Here is an 18247-nt window from a genome sequence, read left to right as displayed (position 1 = left end):
ATTTAAATGGTTGGAATTAATAACTATTGCATAATGTAAAAACACGTGTTTATTATGTTGAACAAGAACATAAATTGTTAAAGAGGTTGTTTTAATGTTAAAGAAAGCATTGGTTGTTGCATTATTGGGGTTATCTTCAACTGCATTTGCAGGGGGCTTTCAAGTTAAAGTGGGTGCAAGTTTAATTGATCCGACAGGGGATACAACAATTGCACCTGGCGCAACGGTAAAAGGCGATCATGAGTTTGCATTTACACCATCGATCGAATATTTCTTTGCTGATACACCATTTTCTGCTGAATTATTATTAGCAAATCCAATTCATCATGATGTGCTCTTAAATGGTGAGAAAGTTGCAAGTGTTAGCCAATTACCACCTACCATTACGGCCAAGTATAATTTTAAAAACTCAACACGTTTCACCCCTTATATCGGTATTGGTGGTACGGCTTTCATTCCGTGGAATGAAAAGGGTGTAGCAAAAGACGTAAAAGAAACATTTGGTTTTGCAGGTCAGCTTGGTTTTAATTTCCAGCCAGCCGATGCGAAAAACTGGGGCGTGTATGTGGATGTGCGTTATGCAGATTTAAGCCCGGAAGTTAAACTGGTGGATGGAACTAAATTTGACCTGGACCTTAACCCAGTTGTGTATACCTTAGGTTATAGCTACAAGTTCTAAGCTGAAGTAGCGTTTTTAAAAGCCTCACCTAGTGAGGCTTTTTGATTTTTGCAATTCCCATATAAAACAGATACAGGCGCTACACAGAGAGTTTTGTATGCTGAAAAATGATCACAAATAGAAATGAGCCATTTATAATGAAAAGATTAGTAACACCGATATTGCTGTGCTTGCCGCTGCTACTTGTGTCCCATGCGCAGGCAGCAAGTTATTCCTGTAAGGCAGCAAAATTAAAAGCTGAACAACAGATCTGTAATGATCGTGGTTTAAATGATGCTGATGTTAAATTGGCAACTACCTATCAAATTGTATTGCGTGTCCTCCCAATGGGTGGGCGTGATGCAGAAAAAGATCAGCAGTTGCGATGGTTGAAACAACGTAATTCCTGTGGTGCCAATGCACCGTGCCTTCGTCGTGCTTATGCACAGAGACAACAGCAGCTTGATCAGCTTTTACAAACACGGGTCTTGAGCCAAGGACCTTTCTAATTGTGCTTTTTGTGCGATTTTTACCTGAAAAATAACAATCAAGGATTGAAAAATCCAAGATATACACCATTCATAAATCATTCCAAAGATATAAGCCCGTATAAGGAGTGATTTATGAGTGAACAAGTGGCTCAAAATTATAGTTTCCAAGCTGAAGTTGCTCAGTTATTACATTTAGTGACGCATTCACTGTATTCCAACCCTGAAATTTTCTTACGTGAATTGATTTCCAATGCTTCAGATGCCTGCGATAAGCTGCGTTTCGAGGGGATTAATCATCCTGAATATTATGAAAATAATCCGGACTTACGCGTCCGTGTAATGCTAGATAAAGAGCATAAAACCTTAACCATTTCTGATAATGGGATTGGTCTAAGCCAGCAAGAAGCGATTGATAACTTGGGTACCATTGCAAAATCAGGGACCAAAGACTTCATGTCTAAGCTGACAGGTGACCAAAAATCAGATGCGCAGTTAATCGGTCAGTTTGGGGTCGGTTTCTATTCAGGTTTTATTGTTGCCGATAAAATTACAGTTGAATCACGTCGTGCAGGTTTGGATGTAGCCGATGGTGTACGCTGGATCAGTGGTGGCACTGGCGAATTCGAAGTTCAGCAAATTGATAAAGCTACGCGTGGTACCGATATCATCCTGCATTTACGTGATGATGCACTGGATTATTTAGAATCTTGGAAAGTTAAACAAATCATCAACAAGTATTCAGACCACATCAGCTTGCCTATCGAAATGCAAAAAGAAGTCTGGCAAGAGGAAGAGGTTGCTGAAGGTGAAGAGCCTAAAAGCGGCCAAATGGTCAAGACCGATGACTGGGAAGCCATTAACTCTGCCAGTGCACTCTGGACACGCAGCAAGAGCGAAATCACCGATGAACAATACATCGAGTTCTATAAAAATTTGAGTCATGATTTTGCAGAACCGTTGGCTTGGGCACATAACCGCGTTGAGGGCAGCACCGAATATACGCAATTATTGTATATTCCAAGTCAGGCCAAACAGGATTTGTTTACCCGTGAAGCGAAGGCGGGCATTAAGCTGTACGTGAAACGTGTATTTATTTTGGATGAAGCGGATAATCTGATTCCAAACTATTTACGTTTTGTTCAAGGTGTAGTGGATAGTGCTGATTTACCACTGAATGTGAGCCGAGAATTGTTGCAGGAAAGCCGTGATGTGAAAACCATTCGTGAAGGCAATGCACGCCGTGTATTGACTTTAATTGATGGTTTGGCTAAATCGGAAGATGAGAAAGACCAAGCGAAATTCAAAACCTTCTATAGCGAATTTGGTTCAGTCTTGAAAGAAGGTTTGGGTGAAGACACAGGTAACCGTGAGCGTATCCTCAAATTATTGCGTTATGCGACTTCGAATAATGATGAGATCAGTACTTCTTTTGCGGACTATAAAGCACGTATGAAAGAAGGGCAGAAAGCCATCTATTATGTAACTGCAGATAGTTTAAGCGCTGCGAAAAACTCGCCACAACTGGAAGTGTTCAAGAAAAAAGGCATTGAAGTCTTACTCATGGCAGACCGTGTGGATGAGTGGGCTATGAACTTTGTGTTTGAGTTCGATGGTACGCCATTACAGAACGTGTCTAAAGGCGCAGTTGATCTGGGCGATCTGCAAGATGCTGAAGAGAAAAAGGCTTTAGAACAGGCCGCAGAACAGTTCAAACCTGTAGTTGATCGTTTAAGTAGCTCATTGAAAGACAAAACCAAAGAGGTACGGGTGACTACGCGTCTGGTAGATTCACCAGCATGTCTCGTCACCAGTGAAGGTGAGCTTTCTCCACAGCTGATTCGCATGCTCAAACAAGCAGGCCAAGCAGTGCCAGAAATTAAACCGACATTAGAAATTAATCCTGAACATCCGTTGGTGAAAAAACTGGAAAACTCAGCGCAGTTTGATGATCTGGCTAATGTGATCTTTGATCAGGCAGTGATTGCTGAAGGGGGATTACCCGAGGATCCTGCAGCATATGTAAAACGGATTAATAGTTTGTTATTGAAATAAGCAGTTTGCTCAAGGACCTCTGCTTCGGCAGAGGTTTTTTTATGGGTATGGATAACTAGGAAGTTATCCACAGTGTTGTTGATATTATCCTCAAAAGTTCGCTTCAAAGCGCATTTGATAGCTGAAATGATTGTCCTGTTTATCCGCAGGCACATTGAAATAATTCAGATCATTTTGCATATAGAGCCAATTACGCCAAATCGGTCTTTTCCAGGAAAAATAAGGTCCCCATTGGTTAACCCGAAGTTCTTTCTTTTCATAATCACCTTCACTCACAATGCCATAGCTGAGATTGTCTTTGGATAAAAAGTGTAAGTTCTGAAAGGTACGGTTGCGCCAGATATAGTCCTCATCCTGTGTTTTAGACAGGTTGAATTGCGTTGAGAGTAGACTTTGTTGTTGTAATTTCTGAGTTAGATTGAAATTGGTTTCTGCATAATTCTTACTGGTGGAACCGTAACGAAAGATTTGTGCTGTATCCAGATTGAGCCCTGAATGCAGAACCCATTGCTTCTTGGCAAGGAATTGCACATAAATATCGGTATCGGAATTCGAACCCAAATCAAGGTCATTGTTAAAGGGCAACCAACTTGAGATGGTACTCCAGCTGGCACTGAGTGGATTGGGGCGAATGATATTGTGATGTACCTTATGTTTAGTCATTTTACCAAGCTTTTTCACGACTTGCGGCTGTTGCGCACGCTGTGCCAAGGAATCATCGCCAAAGACTACCATCAATTCATGACTCAGTTGGGTATTATAGTCTTGATCAGAGCTTGTTTCAGTTTGCGTCTCACAAATCAATGGATGGGTGCGAACAAGCTGCTTGGAAGTGTGCCAAGCTTGTTGATGTAACAACGAAACGGGCAAGCGCGTGATATGCCTGCTCCATGGGAATAACATTGGAAATAGGGGTGTCATTAAATAACCGAGACAGAGATTGCCTACAATCAAAACAAACACTACTAAAGCGTATCGTTGATACATGTTATGGTGAAGAAAAATAAAAGAAAATAAGCATAGCAGTTTAAGCTTAACCATTTATTGACACAGTCAATATTTTTGAAAAGACCCAATCGCAGATACGATTGGGTCTTGGTTAAACTTGTTGATCAAGTACTAAAATAAGGTTTCAAGCCGCACAAAGGTACTGACAAAATGGCTACGATCCTCACGATGATCATTAAAATAATTAAGGTCACCCTGTACATAGAACCATTCACGCCACAATGGTTGCCGCCAAGACACAAACGGCCCCCAGCTATTCAGGCGTAACTCGTTTTTATTGTAGTAGCCGCCAGTATAGAGTCCATAATTAAAATTATTATGGGCAAAGAATTGGTGTTGACGAAAAAGACGGTTATCCCACAACAGATCATCATCCTGTTTATCTGCATAGGTTAAGCTGAACTGATTAGATAAAAAAGGCTGATTTGGACGTGCGTGAATCAACTCTAAATTAGTTCTTAAATAGTTTTCACTTCGACTGCCATAACGATAAATCTGTTCGGCATTAAAGCGAAAATCATTACGTAAATCCCAGTGTTTTTCTGCTCTTAAACGTAAATAAATATCGCTGCCTGAACGGATACCAATATCAGCATCGGTCTCAAAGGGAAGCTTTTTCGAGAAATTCGACCAACGTAATGCCAATGAGCCATTACTGTCCCGAGTTTGTTTAGAGTCAAATTTTTTACCTGGATCTTGATTCGGCTGATTATTGGTATTGGCAACATTGTTTTTAAACTCATCGTCTAGAGAATCATCACCAAACACGACACTGAATCTTTTTTCTAAAGTCGGTAACTTAATTTTACCGCGAATACGGGGTTTAATTTCATAGTTATCGTATTGATTCCAATAATTGTCTAGCATGACGCGAATGGTGGCGGAGGCTGGATTTTCGGGATCTACATCGCCGAACCAATCATCAATCTTGATTGAGGTATGGTCTGCCCATTCACGGATATGACGTTGTTTTTTGTCAAACCAAGTCTTGTCTTCAGTTTCAGCCGTTGGAGGAACTGTAGGCTGGTCTGACTGCTCTGGAAATATGGTTGGCGTAGCGTCTACCCAGCGCGGGATATAGTCCAATGCATTTTCTGAGTTTTTTGCATTACTTGGTTGCAAGTTTTGAGATTCAGAATGGGTTTCTGCATTTGCAACACTTAAAGATCCGATCGATAGTGTCAGCAAAGCAAAAAAGATACGCGATGGTACTATTTGCTGTAAATTATTCATAATTAAGGCTTATCTATTGTTCTTATATTAACTTTTGATGATTAGGTTAATAAAATCAAGTATTAGACACAAAAAACAGCAATTTAGTCCTACAAAATGCGAGACATCATAAGCATTTAGTCCAATAGATAAGATTGAACATCACTCGGTTTATCGAAGGCATCTGCTCATCCTTGAGCCAGACTTTAATCTTGAATATTAAAGCGCTGAAGTGACTATGCCTAATTTAAGGTGATTTTGCGACCGTACTATTTTCCAAGGCCTGATATAGATCATGGACAGAAATCGGTTGCGGCAAATGGCTGATGACTTGCCGAATCAGTTGCCAGGTATAACCATCGGCACGATCTAACAATAAATAGGGATAAGCTTGATCTTCGTTAGAGAGCTTGACCCGTTCTAAGCCATGAATCACGCGAATTTTTTGACGTTCTCTGAGTAAAATCACAGGCGTGAAAAAGGTTGCAGCGGTTTCTTCAAAAGGAATAAATTTTTGTGTATTGATAAACGAGGCAGGAATATAGGGATACACGCGTTGATCACGTTGCCAAACTAAAGTGCCATTCATGATGCATTCATTAAATAAGCTTTCATGCTGGTGATAGTGTCGTTTAAAGTTAGTCCAACCGGTCTGGTGAATTGAACTGGTTCTGGTGTGACGTTGATCGGTATAAGCCTGTAAAACAGTGGTTGCATATTCAACACTGTGCGTGCCCACTAAAACAACATAATGGGAAAATTGCCCCTGTGCATAGAGTTGCTCAGCAATAAAAATTTGTGCTGAGCCCCAAAGTGGCTGTGCTTCATTTTCGGCTTTGAGATAGAGCCAGTCGATTTTAATATTTTGATCAATCTCGTTATGCAGATCGACCCGATACAGTGACGGGAAAGTGCGCGCATCTACGCGTTCCAATCGGCATAGTAAACCATCCAGACTAAAATCATTTAAAGCCAATGGTTGGGCTTTATTCAAGTTGGCTGAAGGAAGAGTGCCTTGCCTAAATCCAGGTTTTACACGGGGTGTCGGCTGCGTCGATGGTGTCACTGCTGCGGGCTGAATTTTTTCTTGAATAATCGCATCCAGCTGTGACTGAAAGTTTTTGCTTTGCTGTTTAATCAGGGAGAAGCTATCTTTATTTGAGTGCTGAATCTCTTCTGCTTGAACTGCCTCTAAAACAGGAATCAGATTTTGCAATTCATGGTCAGTTTTCACATATTCACTGGCATGTTTTTGTAGCCATTGCAGCGCATCTTGTGACTTGCTCAACCAAGGACTTTTCAGGAAGGACAAGGCAGGGCGAATGACCCAGACTTGCCAGTGCTGTCCTTGACGTAATGCCGCCCAGCCCATATCCGCTGAAGCAAACAAGGCGTTTTCTACACGACCCATAAAATTATAGGTACCACGATAGGTCATGGCATAGCCATATTCAGCTAAGTCGTCAGCCGAAAACTCTTCATTGAGAATAAACTCTTTGAATGGGCTGAGTTGATCCTGGAAGGTTGGATCGTCGCAAGATGCGCAGATATCTTTGATACGTTGTTTTGATTTGGCAATTTCAAAAAGTGATGTTTTATCATCATTCAGCCCGTCGACGAGGGTCTTGAGCTCATCAACCAAGAGTGCTTTCTCTAATACGTCCATCGATTGTTTCCTTAGAGATAGGCTTGAGCCTGTTTTAAATCATAAATACGGAAAAGTGACAGCAATCGGAATCGTTTGTAATCAATTATAGTGGGCAAAGTATGCTGTTTTACGGGTGTGAAAACTGCTCTAATCCATAGCTCTCGGTGTTTGATAATCAGAGTAGATCCAGGATTTAAAGCTTGTATTTTCATCACAAAAGATTGTCACTTTATGACGATTATAGAAGAAAAAGAGACAAAATCTATAGCGGTCAAGTTAGTCAAAATTTTCCTTTGCATATACTAAATCGAGATATTCATCATGGTTTGTCTTTGAAAATAAAAACATTTTAAAAGAATGAATCGGATTAGCAGATCATAAGATCGAAATTTATCTATAAATTTTTGGGTGAGTTGTGATCACTTTCACATATCTATTGGTGAAAAGCTCAGCAAATAAAAATCGACTTTGTGGGAAATCTTGATAACAGCCGATAGACGGTGCTTTTTTAAAGATAAACGACTGAAAGAAAAAGAAATCTTAGACTGTAGGTATTAAAAAAACCGCTTCGAGATGTACATAGAAGCGGTTTTTTGTGATCAGTTGAAATTAAGATTTAATTTCGCATTGATCATCGTTGCATTGTGGGGCATCTGTTTGTTCAATCTCTTCTGTAGCCGCAGATTGTGCCTGCTGTAATGCTTGCAAGAAAATCTCGCGGGGTTGTGCACCAGAGAGTGCTAGTTTTTGATCAAAGACAAAGAAAGGAACCCCAGTGACTTTTAGCTGTTCATGGGCGATTTGTTCATCATGGCGTACAAAATCTGCCAGTTCATCCGAATCCAGTACATACTCAACTTCAGCATTGTCTAAGCCAATACGTGAGGCAATTTCTTCAACCACTTCACGTTCACCAATCGCGAGTCCTTCAGTCATATACGCATGGAAGAAGGCTTCTTCTGCTTCATTGCCTAAGCCTTTGCTTTGGGCAAGATGAATAATACGGTGTGCATTAAAACTATTACCTGAATTGGCTTTCTGCCACTGGAAATCGATGCCTTCGGCGGCTGCCATGGCTGCAACATTACGCTCCATTTCTTCCATCTCGGCATAACTACGACCGTATTTCTGCGCTAAACGTTCAGTGTTTGAGGTTTCATGTTTTGCTGGCGCATTGGGATCTAACTCAAAACTATGCCAGTGAATATCCAGCTCAATACCAGCTTCTTCAGCAACATGTTCAAGACGTTTTTTACCGATATAACAAAATGGACAGACCACATCTGACCAAATATCTACACGCATAGCAGCTCTCTTCAATTTTACTTAATCAGATAATAGGGGCGAAGCTCATGAATTTAAAGCGATGAATATGTAATGCTCCGTTACGAGAAATGAAATAAAAAGGGCTATAACTGCATGTGTTTTATGGATTAAACTGGCTAAACAACATAAAAAATATAATGAAACTTGGAGGCTGTATGCGCCGTTTTTTAATTTTTCTTACAATTGTCGTGCTTGGTATCGGTTCATTCTTCTTTTATCAACATACCCTAAAACAACGTGCCATCAATAATCAGCAGATGTTTGAGGTGGTAATGTCCGAGAAAATGCGCGAACTTTATGATCAGGCGCAAGACTGGTCAACGCCTGTACAACTGGATATCCATGATAAGCGTTTATCTGGCGACTATAAATTGATGTCTGAGTTTCTGTTGAACTATTGGATGCAGAATGTAGAAGCGCGTAATCGTTATTTACGTGAACTGAAAGCCGCCCATTGGGATACTTTTTTAGATGTTGAACGCTTAGACCAAGACCGCAAACAGGGCTATAAAGACACTGAGCAAATGTTTGTGGCGGTGCGTAAAGCATCTGCTGAATATGAACAAGCACGACAACAGATTCAGATGCATTCAATGCAGCAAGCAAAAAGTTTGGCGATTCACAATGAAATGAGAGCCTCACTGCAAGCCAAACTGGAGCATAACCTGAAGGCAGACAAAGCTCATGATATCTTCCCGATTGAACAGCAGATTATGGAAAAAGCACAGGCCATGTTTGATATGTTGAAGCAATATCCGTGGCAGAGAAAAGATAAAACCATTTTGTTCCGAGAGACCGCTCAAGTGAAAAAATTCAATGGGCTCTATCAAGATGTGTTAAAGCTGAATGCCAAGATGGAGAAAATTAAACAAAATAATGCTGAGGTATTAGACGAAGAATTGTAATACCAATTGACCAAGTCCACAGAGTGTACTCAGAACACAGGTAGAAGATTCAAATATGAATTTATGGCAATTGTTTCTTAAAGTTAGACCTTTTGTATTGCCTTATAAGTGGCTGGTTGCAGTCACATTAGTGCTGACCTTGATTGGCGCCTTAACGGCACAGGTCAATGCGCTGACCTTGCAATATGCGGTAGATCAGATCAATGCTGTGGTTGAGTCTGGACAGGGTTTGACTGCTGGATTGCATATTTTGATCACCATCAGCGTGATTTTATTGAGTAAAGAAGTGCTGAATATTTTTATTCAGTTCGGACAAAAGTTTTTTGGCGAGAAATTACGCATTTTGATTTCACAAGATGTGGCACAGTCAATTATTGTGAAGTTTCTACAATATCGTCTGGCCTTCTTTACCCAAGATGACAATCAGGCAGGGAAATTACAAACCCGGATTGATCGCGGCATAGGTTCGATTACCCGACTGGTGCAAATCTTCTTTATCGATATTTTTCCTTTGTTTAGTAGTGCCATTATTGCCCTGTGTCTGATGTTCTATGCCAACTTCTGGATAGGATTGGTGGCTTTGAGTATTGTGCCGATTTATTTCTGGATTACCTTTAAACAGGCACAGAAACTCAGTGGTACACGCCGTAATTTACGTGATGGCCGGGAGCGTAAAAGTCAGGGGACTTTAAGTATCATTCAGTCGATTACGGTGATTAAGTCATTTAACCGAGAGCAAATTGAAGCTGAAAAGCAACTGACCTTACAAAAACAGCTGACTGATGATCAGATGCGGACGCGTCAGCTGAGTTTTCTGTTTGATGGACTCAAAACCTTTATTGAACAGATTGGCGTGGTGTTTATTATCATTCTAACGGCCTATTTTGTTCTGGTCGGTGATATGAGCATTGGCATGATCATGTTTCATATCTTGCTCTTTAATAATGTTTCCGCCCCGATTCGCTCTCTGCATCGAATCTATGATGAAGTCAATGATGCAATGATTTATGCAGAAAGCTTTTTCAAGATTCTGGAAGCAGAGGATGAAATAGAAACTTCTGGCCAGCTTAAACCACAGCCATTGACAGGCAAGTTTGAATTAAAGGAGCTTAATTTTTTCTATCCCAATGGTTTTCATGCATTGAAAGATATTAACCTGACCATTCAGCCGAATAAGATCACAGCATTGGTGGGTTTATCTGGCGCAGGTAAATCGACGTTGATTAGCCTACTGGATAAATTCTATTTACCGCAGTCCGGAGAAATTCTACTAAATGGAACGTCATTAACAGAGATTGATACTCAATATTTGCGTGATCATATTGGCCTCGTCCTACAAAAAAATCATATTTTTCAGGGCACGATTGAGGAAAATATCCGTTATGGCAAGATGAATGCCACACAGGATGAGATTATCCTTGCTGCGAAAAAAGCTTCGATTCACGAGCAGATTCTTAAACTACCGCAGGCCTATCAATCTGATGCCTTATTGCTCTCAGGTGGGCAACAACAGCGTATTGCGATTGCCCGCATGTTCCTGAAAAATCCGCCGATTATTTTTCTGGATGAACCTACGGCTAGTCTGGATGCGATTGCCACTGAACAGATCAAGCATAGTCTGGATGAAATTAAGCAGGGGCGGACGGTGATTATTATTTCACATAGCCTGTCACAGATTATTGATGCCGATTATACCTATGTGATGCAGGATGGCAGGATCGTGGAACATGGCGAGCATCATCAGCTGTATCAGCAACAAGGCGTCTATAAGGATATCTTTGACGCGATGGCCAAGAGCTTAAATATCGAAAAGATTTCTAAAACCTTTGAAGGCGATGATGAAGAGGAAACCCATAGTTAGCAATGCTTCATCTTATTTGGCCTAACGTTGAACTGAAGACCGAGCAAAAATCTTGTCAGCAGCTTGGAAACTGGAAATAAAACAATATGAATCCCTATGAATTTCAGAGGCTTTTGATTTTCTCTAAGTACCCGTGTTTTCACGATTTAAAAAATTTTATAGACAAGATTGCTTGAGATAGGACATAAAGTTGAGTGATATTTACCGTTTATCCGACCTCTACTGAATCAAATTTAAGTTTGCTGTAGCCTATTCTATAGATGCTTTTATTTAACTCATGATGTTCTTATGGATGAGGGATGTTTGGAGCAAGAGATGAATTTTCTAAAACGATCTGTGCTGACAACTGCACTGGTTTTTATGGGCTTGCCGGTAGTTCATGCCAATGATGAGGTGGCCTCATTGCCGACCATTCGGGTCATGGCTGAATCTGAATTACGTGAAGAGGTGGGGTTTGTTCCCTTTCAAGAAGACAAGCAGGTTCGTCAGTCACTGCAGCATTATGTTTATAAGCTCAATAATGATATGCAGAATGCAGGCGTGAGTGAAAGTCCACTGATTGTCAACTATCAGCCAGTGGCAGCACAGCCAGATCTGACCCAATATTCTCCGATTTTGCAGCAATATATTTTAGCGGTTGCTTCGGGTTTACAGTCATCTGACCCAACTAATGGCGTTTTTAAAATGCTGGAACCTTTGAATATCAATCGAAATAATATTGATGGGATTCGTAATGGTACGATTAAGTTGAATACCGATGATATTTTGCGCTTGCAACAGCAAATTCAAGATGGGCTAAGAGGCTTTAAACAGCCTTATTAAATTAGCTGATTGAATAAATAAAAATCCCCGCATTTAGCGGGGATTTTTCTATCTCAGTGTTGATTAAACACGTTCGATAATAGTCGCGATACCTTGACCAAGGCCGATACACATGGTCGCAAGACCAATTTGTGTATCTTGTTGTTCCATCACGTTCAACAAGGTTGTTGTGATACGTGCACCTGAACAGCCCAATGGGTGACCCAATGCAATCGCACCACCATTCAAGTTGATGATGTCTTGCTTGTCATAAACGCCTAAGCCTTTCATCACTGATAAGCCTTGAGCAGCAAATGCTTCGTTTAATTCGATAGTCTGGATATCCGCCATCGTTAAACCAGCACGTTTCAGCGCTTTTTGAGTTGCTGGTACTGGACCATAACCCATGATCGCCGCATCACAACCTGCAATGGCCATTGAACGAATCACGGCACGTGGTTTTAAACCCAATGCTTGAGCACGTTCAGCAGACATAAGCAACATTGCAGATGCGCCGTCAGAAAGCGCAGAAGACGTTGCTGCTGTGACTGAACCACCTTTAGGATCAAACACTGGTTTCAATGCTTTGAATGCTTCAAGGTTAGCATCAGGACGAATCACTTCGTCGATGTCGCAAAGGATTTTGAAGCCATTGGCATCGTGGCCTTCAACACCGACGATTTCGTTTTTGAAACGACCTTCTTGAGTTGCAGCCCACGCACGACGGTGAGATTCAACACCGAATGCATCCTGCTCTTCACGAGAAATGCCATTCATACGACCTAACATTTCAGCGGTTAAGCCCATCATGTTCGATGCTTTGGCATAGTGCTTAGATGCTTCTGGGTTCAGGTCGATGCCATGCATCATACCTACGTGGCCCATGTGCTCTACACCACCGATGATGAACACATCACCTTGATTGGTCGCAATCTGTGCAGCAGCCGTGTGGATGGCTTGCATAGAAGAACCACATAAACGGTTTACCGTTTGGCCACCAGCAGTTTTAGGAATATCAGCCAATAAACCAATGTTACGAGCAATGTTCATACCTTGCTCTAAAGTTTGGTTGACACAGCCCCAGATTACGTCTTCAACTTCATTGGTATCAAACGGGTTACGAGCAACAAGTGCACGTACTAATTCAGCAGATAAACTGTCGGCACGTACATTGCGGAACATACCGTTACGTGATTTGCCCATGGCAGAACGAACGCCATCAACAATCACAACGTCACGTGGATTTAAAGTAGCCATTCACGTCGCTCCTTAACCGTAGAATTTTGTGTTGTTAGCAGCCATGTCACGCAACATTTGTGGCGCTTCATAAGCCTTACCTAAGTGTGCATATTTGTCGCAAAGCGCAACGTATTCAGCAACACCTGTTTGGTCGATGTAACGGCATGGACCACCGCGGAATGGAGGGAAACCAACACCCATAATCATCGCCATATCTGCTTCTGCAGCAGTTGCTACGATCTTGTCTTCCAAGCAACGAACGGTTTCGTTACAGAAAGCCAGCATCATACGGTCAATGATTTCCTGGCTATCAAACTCACGTTTTTCACCAGTCACGAAAGGTGCAATGATTTCGTATGCTGTTGGATCAACAGTTTTCGTTTTCTTACCTTTCTTGTCTAACACGTATTTGTAGAAACCAACGTCATTCTTTTGACCCAGACGTTTGGCTTCATACATTGCTTCGATCGAACCTTTGTAGTCTGGCTTCATACGGTCAGGGAAACCTTCTGCCATCACTTCTGCGCCATGAACACCTGTATCGATACCCACAACGTCGATCAAGTATGCAGGGCCCATTGGCCAGCCGAATTTCGCCATCACATTGTCTACTTGTTGGAAATCCGCACCATCTTTCACAAGAAGGTCGAATGCACCAAAGTAAGGGAACAATACACGGTTCACCAAGAAGCCTGGGCAGTCGTTAACAACGATTGGTGTTTTACCCATTTTTTGAGCGAGCACTACAGTTGTTGCGATTGCTTCTTCTGACGTCTTTTCACCACGAATCACTTCAACCAGTGGCATCATGTGTACTGGGTTAAAGAAGTGCATACCTACAAAGTTTTCAGGACGTTGTAATGCTTTCGCTAAACGGGTAATTGAAATCGTAGAGGTATTAGATGCAATGATCGTATTTTCACGAACATGCTTTTCAGTGTCAGCAAGTACGATTTCTTTTACTTTTGGATTTTCAGTCACAGCTTCGATCACGATATCCACTTCTTTAAACTCGTCATAGCTTAAAGTCGGACGAATGCGAGCCAGTGTTTCACCCATTTGCGCAGGTTTCATTTTCTTGCGCTCAACTTGCTTGGTCAGCAAGTTATTTGCTTCTTGCATACCGAGTGCAAGTTGCGGGTTACCAATGTCTTTCATGATGATTGGTGTGCCTTTGCTTGCCGCTTGGTAAGCAATACCACCACCCATGATACCCGCACCTAATACAGCCGCTTGGTTAACAGGGTGAGCACCTTTCTCATATTTTTTCGCAGTTTTCTTCACCACTTGGTCATTGATGAATAAACCAATCAATGCGCCTGCTTGTGGGGTAATCGCTGCTTTGGCAAAACCTTGAGCTTCAGCTTTTAATGCGTCATCACGAGTTGAGTTCGCACCTGCTTGTAATGAATCAAGCAATAGTTTTGGGGCAGGGTATTGCGCAGGATTTGCTTTTGCAAGTACCGCACCTTTTGCCGTATTGAACGCCATCATTTGTTCAAGCGGGTTCAATTTGATTGCATCTAATTTTTCTTGACGCTTGGCTTTCCAGTTCAAACGGCCAGCAAGTGCTTGTTTAACCAGATCAACAGCAGCTTCTAGTAATTTGTCAGCAGCAACAACCGCATCTACAGCACCGTCTTTTAGCGCAGCAGCTGGTTTTTTCGGGTTCGCCATTGCCATCCATTCAACGGCATTGTCGATACCGATTAAACGGCTTAAACGTACACTACCACCAAAACCAGGATAGATCCCCAATTTGATTTCTGGTAAACCGACTTGTGCTTGTTCTGACATCACGCGGTAGTCACAAACCAAGCACATTTCAAAACCGCCACCGAGCGCTGTACCATTGATTGCAGCAACTTTAGGTAGATCTAAGTCTTCAAAACTGTTGAAGATTTCATGTACAGGCATAAGCCAATCAACGATCGCTTGCTCACCCGCAGCGAAGTTATCGCCAAACTCAGTGATATCAGCACCAACGATAAAAGTTGATTTGCCAGAGGTAACAACTAAGCCTTTAATCTCTTTATTGGCTTTTACTGCAGCAATTGCTGCTTGGAAGTCTTCGATGGTTGCGCGGTTAAATTTATTGACCGACTCACCTTGTAAGTCAAAGCGGAATTCTGCAATTCCGTCCGCAAGCATTTGGACGGTAATGGCATTGCCAGCGTGGATCATGCCTGATCTCCCTTGTTGTGGAGGATTCTGAGTTGATGTCATAAAGCGTATGTACAGTGATGCACACAAAAAATGCTTCGCTAATCTTACGATAACTATATCCAAAAAGGACATAACAAGTTGTATCAAGCCGTGACGCTAGGGTCATCAATTTATTGTAAGCTGGGATTTGAATTGCTAAATCATGAATAAAAATAAATTTTTTGTGCGAAATAGAGTGTTTACTCCTTGATTGTGATCAGGAATTTGCAAGGTGCTTTGTCCGATTTAGGTAACCTAAATTGGTATTTAAGTCGACAAGTTTGTTAGAATAGCAGGCTTATTTTTGTGTGCGATTTTGACATTTGGTTATCAAATTGGCATTTGGTTTTCAGCTAAGAAGATAGAGTAATCTATGATTAAGTGGATCATATTAGCGATTTTTATCATATCTGCGTTGTATATTCAGCGCCGTGGTAAAGTAAAGCATTCGTTTTATCGTCAGTTTTTTGACCATTCGACGATTCTCGCACCGATTAATTTTTTAATGTACATGTTTTCCAAAGTGCCGAATCAACCGTATATCGACACCCAGCATTTTCAGGACTTAAAAGTTCTGGATGAAAACTGGGAAATGATTCGTGATGAAGCCAAAGCGCTGTATGATAAAGGGGGGATTAAGGCCTCAAGTACTTATGATGACTTGGGCTTTAACTCTTTCTTTAAAACAGGCTGGAAACGTTTCTATTTGAAGTGGTATGACTCTGCGCATCCATCTGCAGCTGAGCTTTGCCCAAAAACGACTGCTTTATTGAAGACTTTACCAACGATCAAAGCTGCGATGTTTACGGAACTGGCACCAGACAGCCGTTTGGTGCGTCACCGTGACCCTTACGCAGGTTCATTGCGTTATCACTTAGGTTTAATCACTCCGAATGATGATCGCTGTTTTATTGATGTTGATGGCGAGCGTTATTCTTGGCGTGATGGTGAGAGTGTGGTGTTTGATGAAACCTATATTCACTATGCGGAAAATACCACTGACCAAAACCGTATCATCTTCTTTGCCGATGTTGAACGTCCATTAAAAACCCGTTTTATGGAAAAGTTTAATCACTGGTTTGGTAAAAAAGTCATGACTGCGGCAAGTTCACCCAATGAAGCAGGCGACCAGACAGGTGGTTTAAATAAAGCTTTTGGTTATGTCTATCAGATTCGGATCAAGGCAAAAGCATTAAAAGCATCGAACCGCTCACTATACTACTTCTTGAAATGGTTCATTATGCTGGGTCTCTTCTTCCTTATTTTTATTCGTCCTTATGTCTTTTAAGTCTGGATAAAATCAACGCCCGTAAGGGCGTTTTTTTATAAAATATGGCATAGAATAGTTTTAATTCATCACAATTGATTGTGAAAAAATCTATGCAAACATTTCGTTCTAAAATTGATTGGTGGCTGTGGGGAATCGTGATCGCAATAACAGGTTTGTCATTGCAGTTGTTATGGACGATGTATCTTAAAGGTACGCTACAGCAATATCCTGAGCATACGGTTGTACATTAGACTTCCTTCATAAATCATTTTTCAATCAATTTAATTGTTTATCTTTCACCCAATCTAAATTGTATATGCCAGCAAGTAAATTAAACCGCAGGTTTAATCTTTTACGACGATTTCTATATACACAAGATAAAATCTTAAAACATTTCATCCTTCCAAATACATGCTCTACTTGAATTCGTCTACGACCAATCTCTTTATTTAACTTTTTTAATTCAGAATCTAGTTTTTCAGTTTTCTTTGCTTTAGATGGCATGAGGCATCCAAAACCCAATTTCTTTATCCCTAAATAACCCTTATCAACGATAAAAAAGGGCTTAAATTTTAATTTCCTCATGCTTTTTTTAAATATTTTAAAATCATGCATGCTTCCATGACTTCCACATACACTCAGTATTTCACCTGTTATATAGTGCATAGATAGCTGAAATTTAAAGGTATGTCGCTTTTTTTTACCGCTATACCATTTCTTCTGTTTTTTTTGGACGTTGAACTAATATTTCAGTGGCATCAATCACAACAACTTCCCAATCCACTTCATCTCGATTAGGAAGTTGTTTTGGCAAGTTGAATTTTCCAGAACGGATTAAGGTATCTTCAATAACACGTGTGATACGAATTGCACTCGTTTCAGATACACCGTAACTCATACCAAGATGGAAAAATGTTCGATATTCTCTCCAATATTCTATACATAAGAGCAAACGATCTTCCAACGGTAATTTATGCGGTCGTCCTTTACCAATATGACGAGGTAAATGCTTATTTAGCTCGGCCAACATGAGGTTAAATGTAGCCCAACTAACACCGGTAAGCCTACGAAACTTAACGTTTGATAATTTTTGAATATCTTTGAATTTCATCCAAGGATTATCTCTTGAATTAAATAATTTTGCTGATTAATTTAAGATCAAATAAATTGTACGTTTTTTGATTTATGACGGAAGTCTATTTTCTAACGATTGCATGTCTGTGGTGGCCGATATTGAATACCCGTTATATTGTGACCGAACATCATTTAATTATCCGTTCGATGTTGTTTAAATGGCAGATTAATAAGTCAGACATCCTCAAAATCTCTGTGAGTCATAATTTAATGTCATCTCCTGCTTTATCTTTAGATCGTTTACGCATTGATTATCAAAAAAATGGAGTTACAAGCCATATTTTGGTTTCACCTAAAGATAAACAAGCTTTTTGTCAGGCATTACAAGTAATTTAGAGGTGCATCCCTAATTCTATTTTTTGAAACTTGGATAAAAACTATATTTTAAATTTATGCTTATTTATTACGCTTTGTTTTTTTTTGATATTATATCAATT

At 40.7% G+C, this 18247-nt stretch carries 15 protein-coding genes and 2 pseudogenes; 9 read left to right on the top strand and 8 right to left on the bottom strand.

Annotated features, from left to right (window positions below; translation table 11 throughout):
- The first annotated feature begins 94 nt into the window (after positions 1 to 94).
- The 3 genes from F895_RS12505 (at position 95) to htpG (ending at position 3201) form a co-directional block, all read left to right on the top strand.
- Entirely contained in the window at positions 95 to 679 is a 585-nt protein-coding gene (locus tag F895_RS12505) for an OmpW/AlkL family protein (RefSeq protein ID WP_005240149.1), read from the top strand.
- A gap of 137 nt (positions 680 to 816) precedes the next feature.
- Positions 817 to 1167, top strand: coding sequence for a lysozyme inhibitor LprI family protein (locus tag F895_RS12510; RefSeq protein ID WP_005240146.1), 351 nt, complete (start codon positions 817 to 819; stop codon positions 1165 to 1167).
- A 114-nt stretch (positions 1168 to 1281) separates the two neighbouring features.
- Positions 1282 to 3201, top strand: a complete 1920-nt coding sequence (htpG, locus tag F895_RS12515; RefSeq protein WP_005240139.1) for a molecular chaperone HtpG — start codon at positions 1282 to 1284, stop codon at positions 3199 to 3201.
- Positions 3202 to 3291: 90 nt separating this feature from the next.
- Here htpG and F895_RS12520 read toward each other — a convergent pair whose 3' ends face one another.
- From F895_RS12520 to F895_RS12535, 4 genes are all read right to left on the bottom strand, one after another.
- Positions 3292 to 4188 (bottom strand): hypothetical protein, encoded by an 897-nt coding sequence (locus F895_RS12520; protein WP_005240136.1) that lies wholly within the window; start codon positions 4186 to 4188, stop codon positions 3292 to 3294.
- A gap of 132 nt (positions 4189 to 4320) precedes the next feature.
- Positions 4321 to 5442 (bottom strand): hypothetical protein, encoded by a 1122-nt coding sequence (locus tag F895_RS12525; RefSeq protein WP_005240134.1) that lies wholly within the window; start codon positions 5440 to 5442, stop codon positions 4321 to 4323.
- A gap of 226 nt (positions 5443 to 5668) precedes the next feature.
- The gene (locus tag F895_RS12530; protein ID WP_005240133.1) at positions 5669 to 7087 is read right to left on the bottom strand and encodes a hypothetical protein; all 1419 of its coding nucleotides are present in this window, start codon (positions 7085 to 7087) and stop codon (positions 5669 to 5671) included.
- 591 nt (positions 7088 to 7678) lie between these two features.
- Positions 7679 to 8374, bottom strand: a complete 696-nt coding sequence (locus F895_RS12535) for a DsbA family oxidoreductase (protein ID WP_005240131.1) — start codon at positions 8372 to 8374, stop codon at positions 7679 to 7681.
- Positions 8375 to 8550: 176 nt separating this feature from the next.
- Here F895_RS12535 and F895_RS12540 point away from each other — a divergent pair, with 176 nt between their 5' ends.
- The 3 genes from F895_RS12540 to F895_RS12550 all read left to right on the top strand — a co-directional run bounded on the left by F895_RS12540 (position 8551) and on the right by F895_RS12550 (position 11983).
- Positions 8551 to 9300 carry a hypothetical protein gene (locus F895_RS12540; protein ID WP_005240129.1) on the top strand — a complete coding sequence of 250 codons (750 nt, stop codon included), beginning with the start codon at positions 8551 to 8553 and terminating at the stop codon, positions 9298 to 9300.
- Between the two features lie 55 nt (positions 9301 to 9355).
- The gene (locus F895_RS12545; protein WP_005240127.1) at positions 9356 to 11161 is read left to right on the top strand and encodes an ABC transporter ATP-binding protein; all 1806 of its coding nucleotides are present in this window, start codon (positions 9356 to 9358) and stop codon (positions 11159 to 11161) included.
- A 315-nt stretch (positions 11162 to 11476) separates the two neighbouring features.
- Entirely contained in the window at positions 11477 to 11983 is a 507-nt protein-coding gene (locus F895_RS12550; protein ID WP_005240126.1) for a hypothetical protein, read from the top strand.
- Positions 11984 to 12046: 63 nt separating this feature from the next.
- Here the strand turns inward: F895_RS12550 and fadA are convergent, their stop codons facing one another.
- The gene (fadA, locus tag F895_RS12555; RefSeq protein ID WP_005240124.1) at positions 12047 to 13219 is read right to left on the bottom strand and encodes an acetyl-CoA C-acyltransferase FadA; all 1173 of its coding nucleotides are present in this window, start codon (positions 13217 to 13219) and stop codon (positions 12047 to 12049) included.
- A gap of 12 nt (positions 13220 to 13231) precedes the next feature.
- Positions 13232 to 15385 (bottom strand): fatty acid oxidation complex subunit alpha FadB, encoded by a 2154-nt coding sequence (fadB, locus tag F895_RS12560; protein ID WP_005240121.1) that lies wholly within the window; start codon positions 15383 to 15385, stop codon positions 13232 to 13234.
- A 394-nt stretch (positions 15386 to 15779) separates the two neighbouring features.
- Here fadB and lpxO point away from each other — a divergent pair, with 394 nt between their 5' ends.
- Together lpxO and F895_RS19875 are read left to right on the top strand one after the other, a co-directional pair.
- The gene (gene lpxO, locus F895_RS12565) at positions 15780 to 16694 is read left to right on the top strand and encodes a lipid A hydroxylase LpxO (protein ID WP_005240120.1); all 915 of its coding nucleotides are present in this window, start codon (positions 15780 to 15782) and stop codon (positions 16692 to 16694) included.
- A gap of 92 nt (positions 16695 to 16786) precedes the next feature.
- Positions 16787 to 16927: a hypothetical protein gene (locus tag F895_RS19875; RefSeq protein WP_155757824.1), complete on the top strand. Its 141-nt coding sequence runs from the start codon at positions 16787 to 16789 to the stop codon at positions 16925 to 16927.
- A 25-nt stretch (positions 16928 to 16952) separates the two neighbouring features.
- Here the strand turns inward: F895_RS19875 and F895_RS19380 are convergent.
- Positions 16953 to 17345, bottom strand: a pseudogene (locus tag F895_RS19380) (transposase family protein); the annotation flags it as partial.
- 37 nt (positions 17346 to 17382) lie between these two features.
- Entirely contained in the window at positions 17383 to 17787 is a 405-nt protein-coding gene (locus F895_RS12575) for a transposase family protein (protein ID WP_000669095.1), read from the bottom strand.
- A gap of 83 nt (positions 17788 to 17870) precedes the next feature.
- On the opposite strand from F895_RS12575, the pseudogene F895_RS12580 reads away from it, so the two are divergent.
- A pseudogene (locus F895_RS12580) lies at positions 17871 to 18146 on the top strand (PH domain-containing protein); the annotation flags it as partial.
- Positions 18147 to 18247 lie beyond the last annotated feature (101 nt).

The organism is Acinetobacter sp. CIP 64.2, assembly GCF_000369645.1.
GTDB lineage: Bacteria > Pseudomonadota > Gammaproteobacteria > Pseudomonadales > Moraxellaceae > Acinetobacter.
Note: the sequence above shows the minus strand (reverse complement) of the source record. Positions and strands in the feature narration are given on the sequence as shown.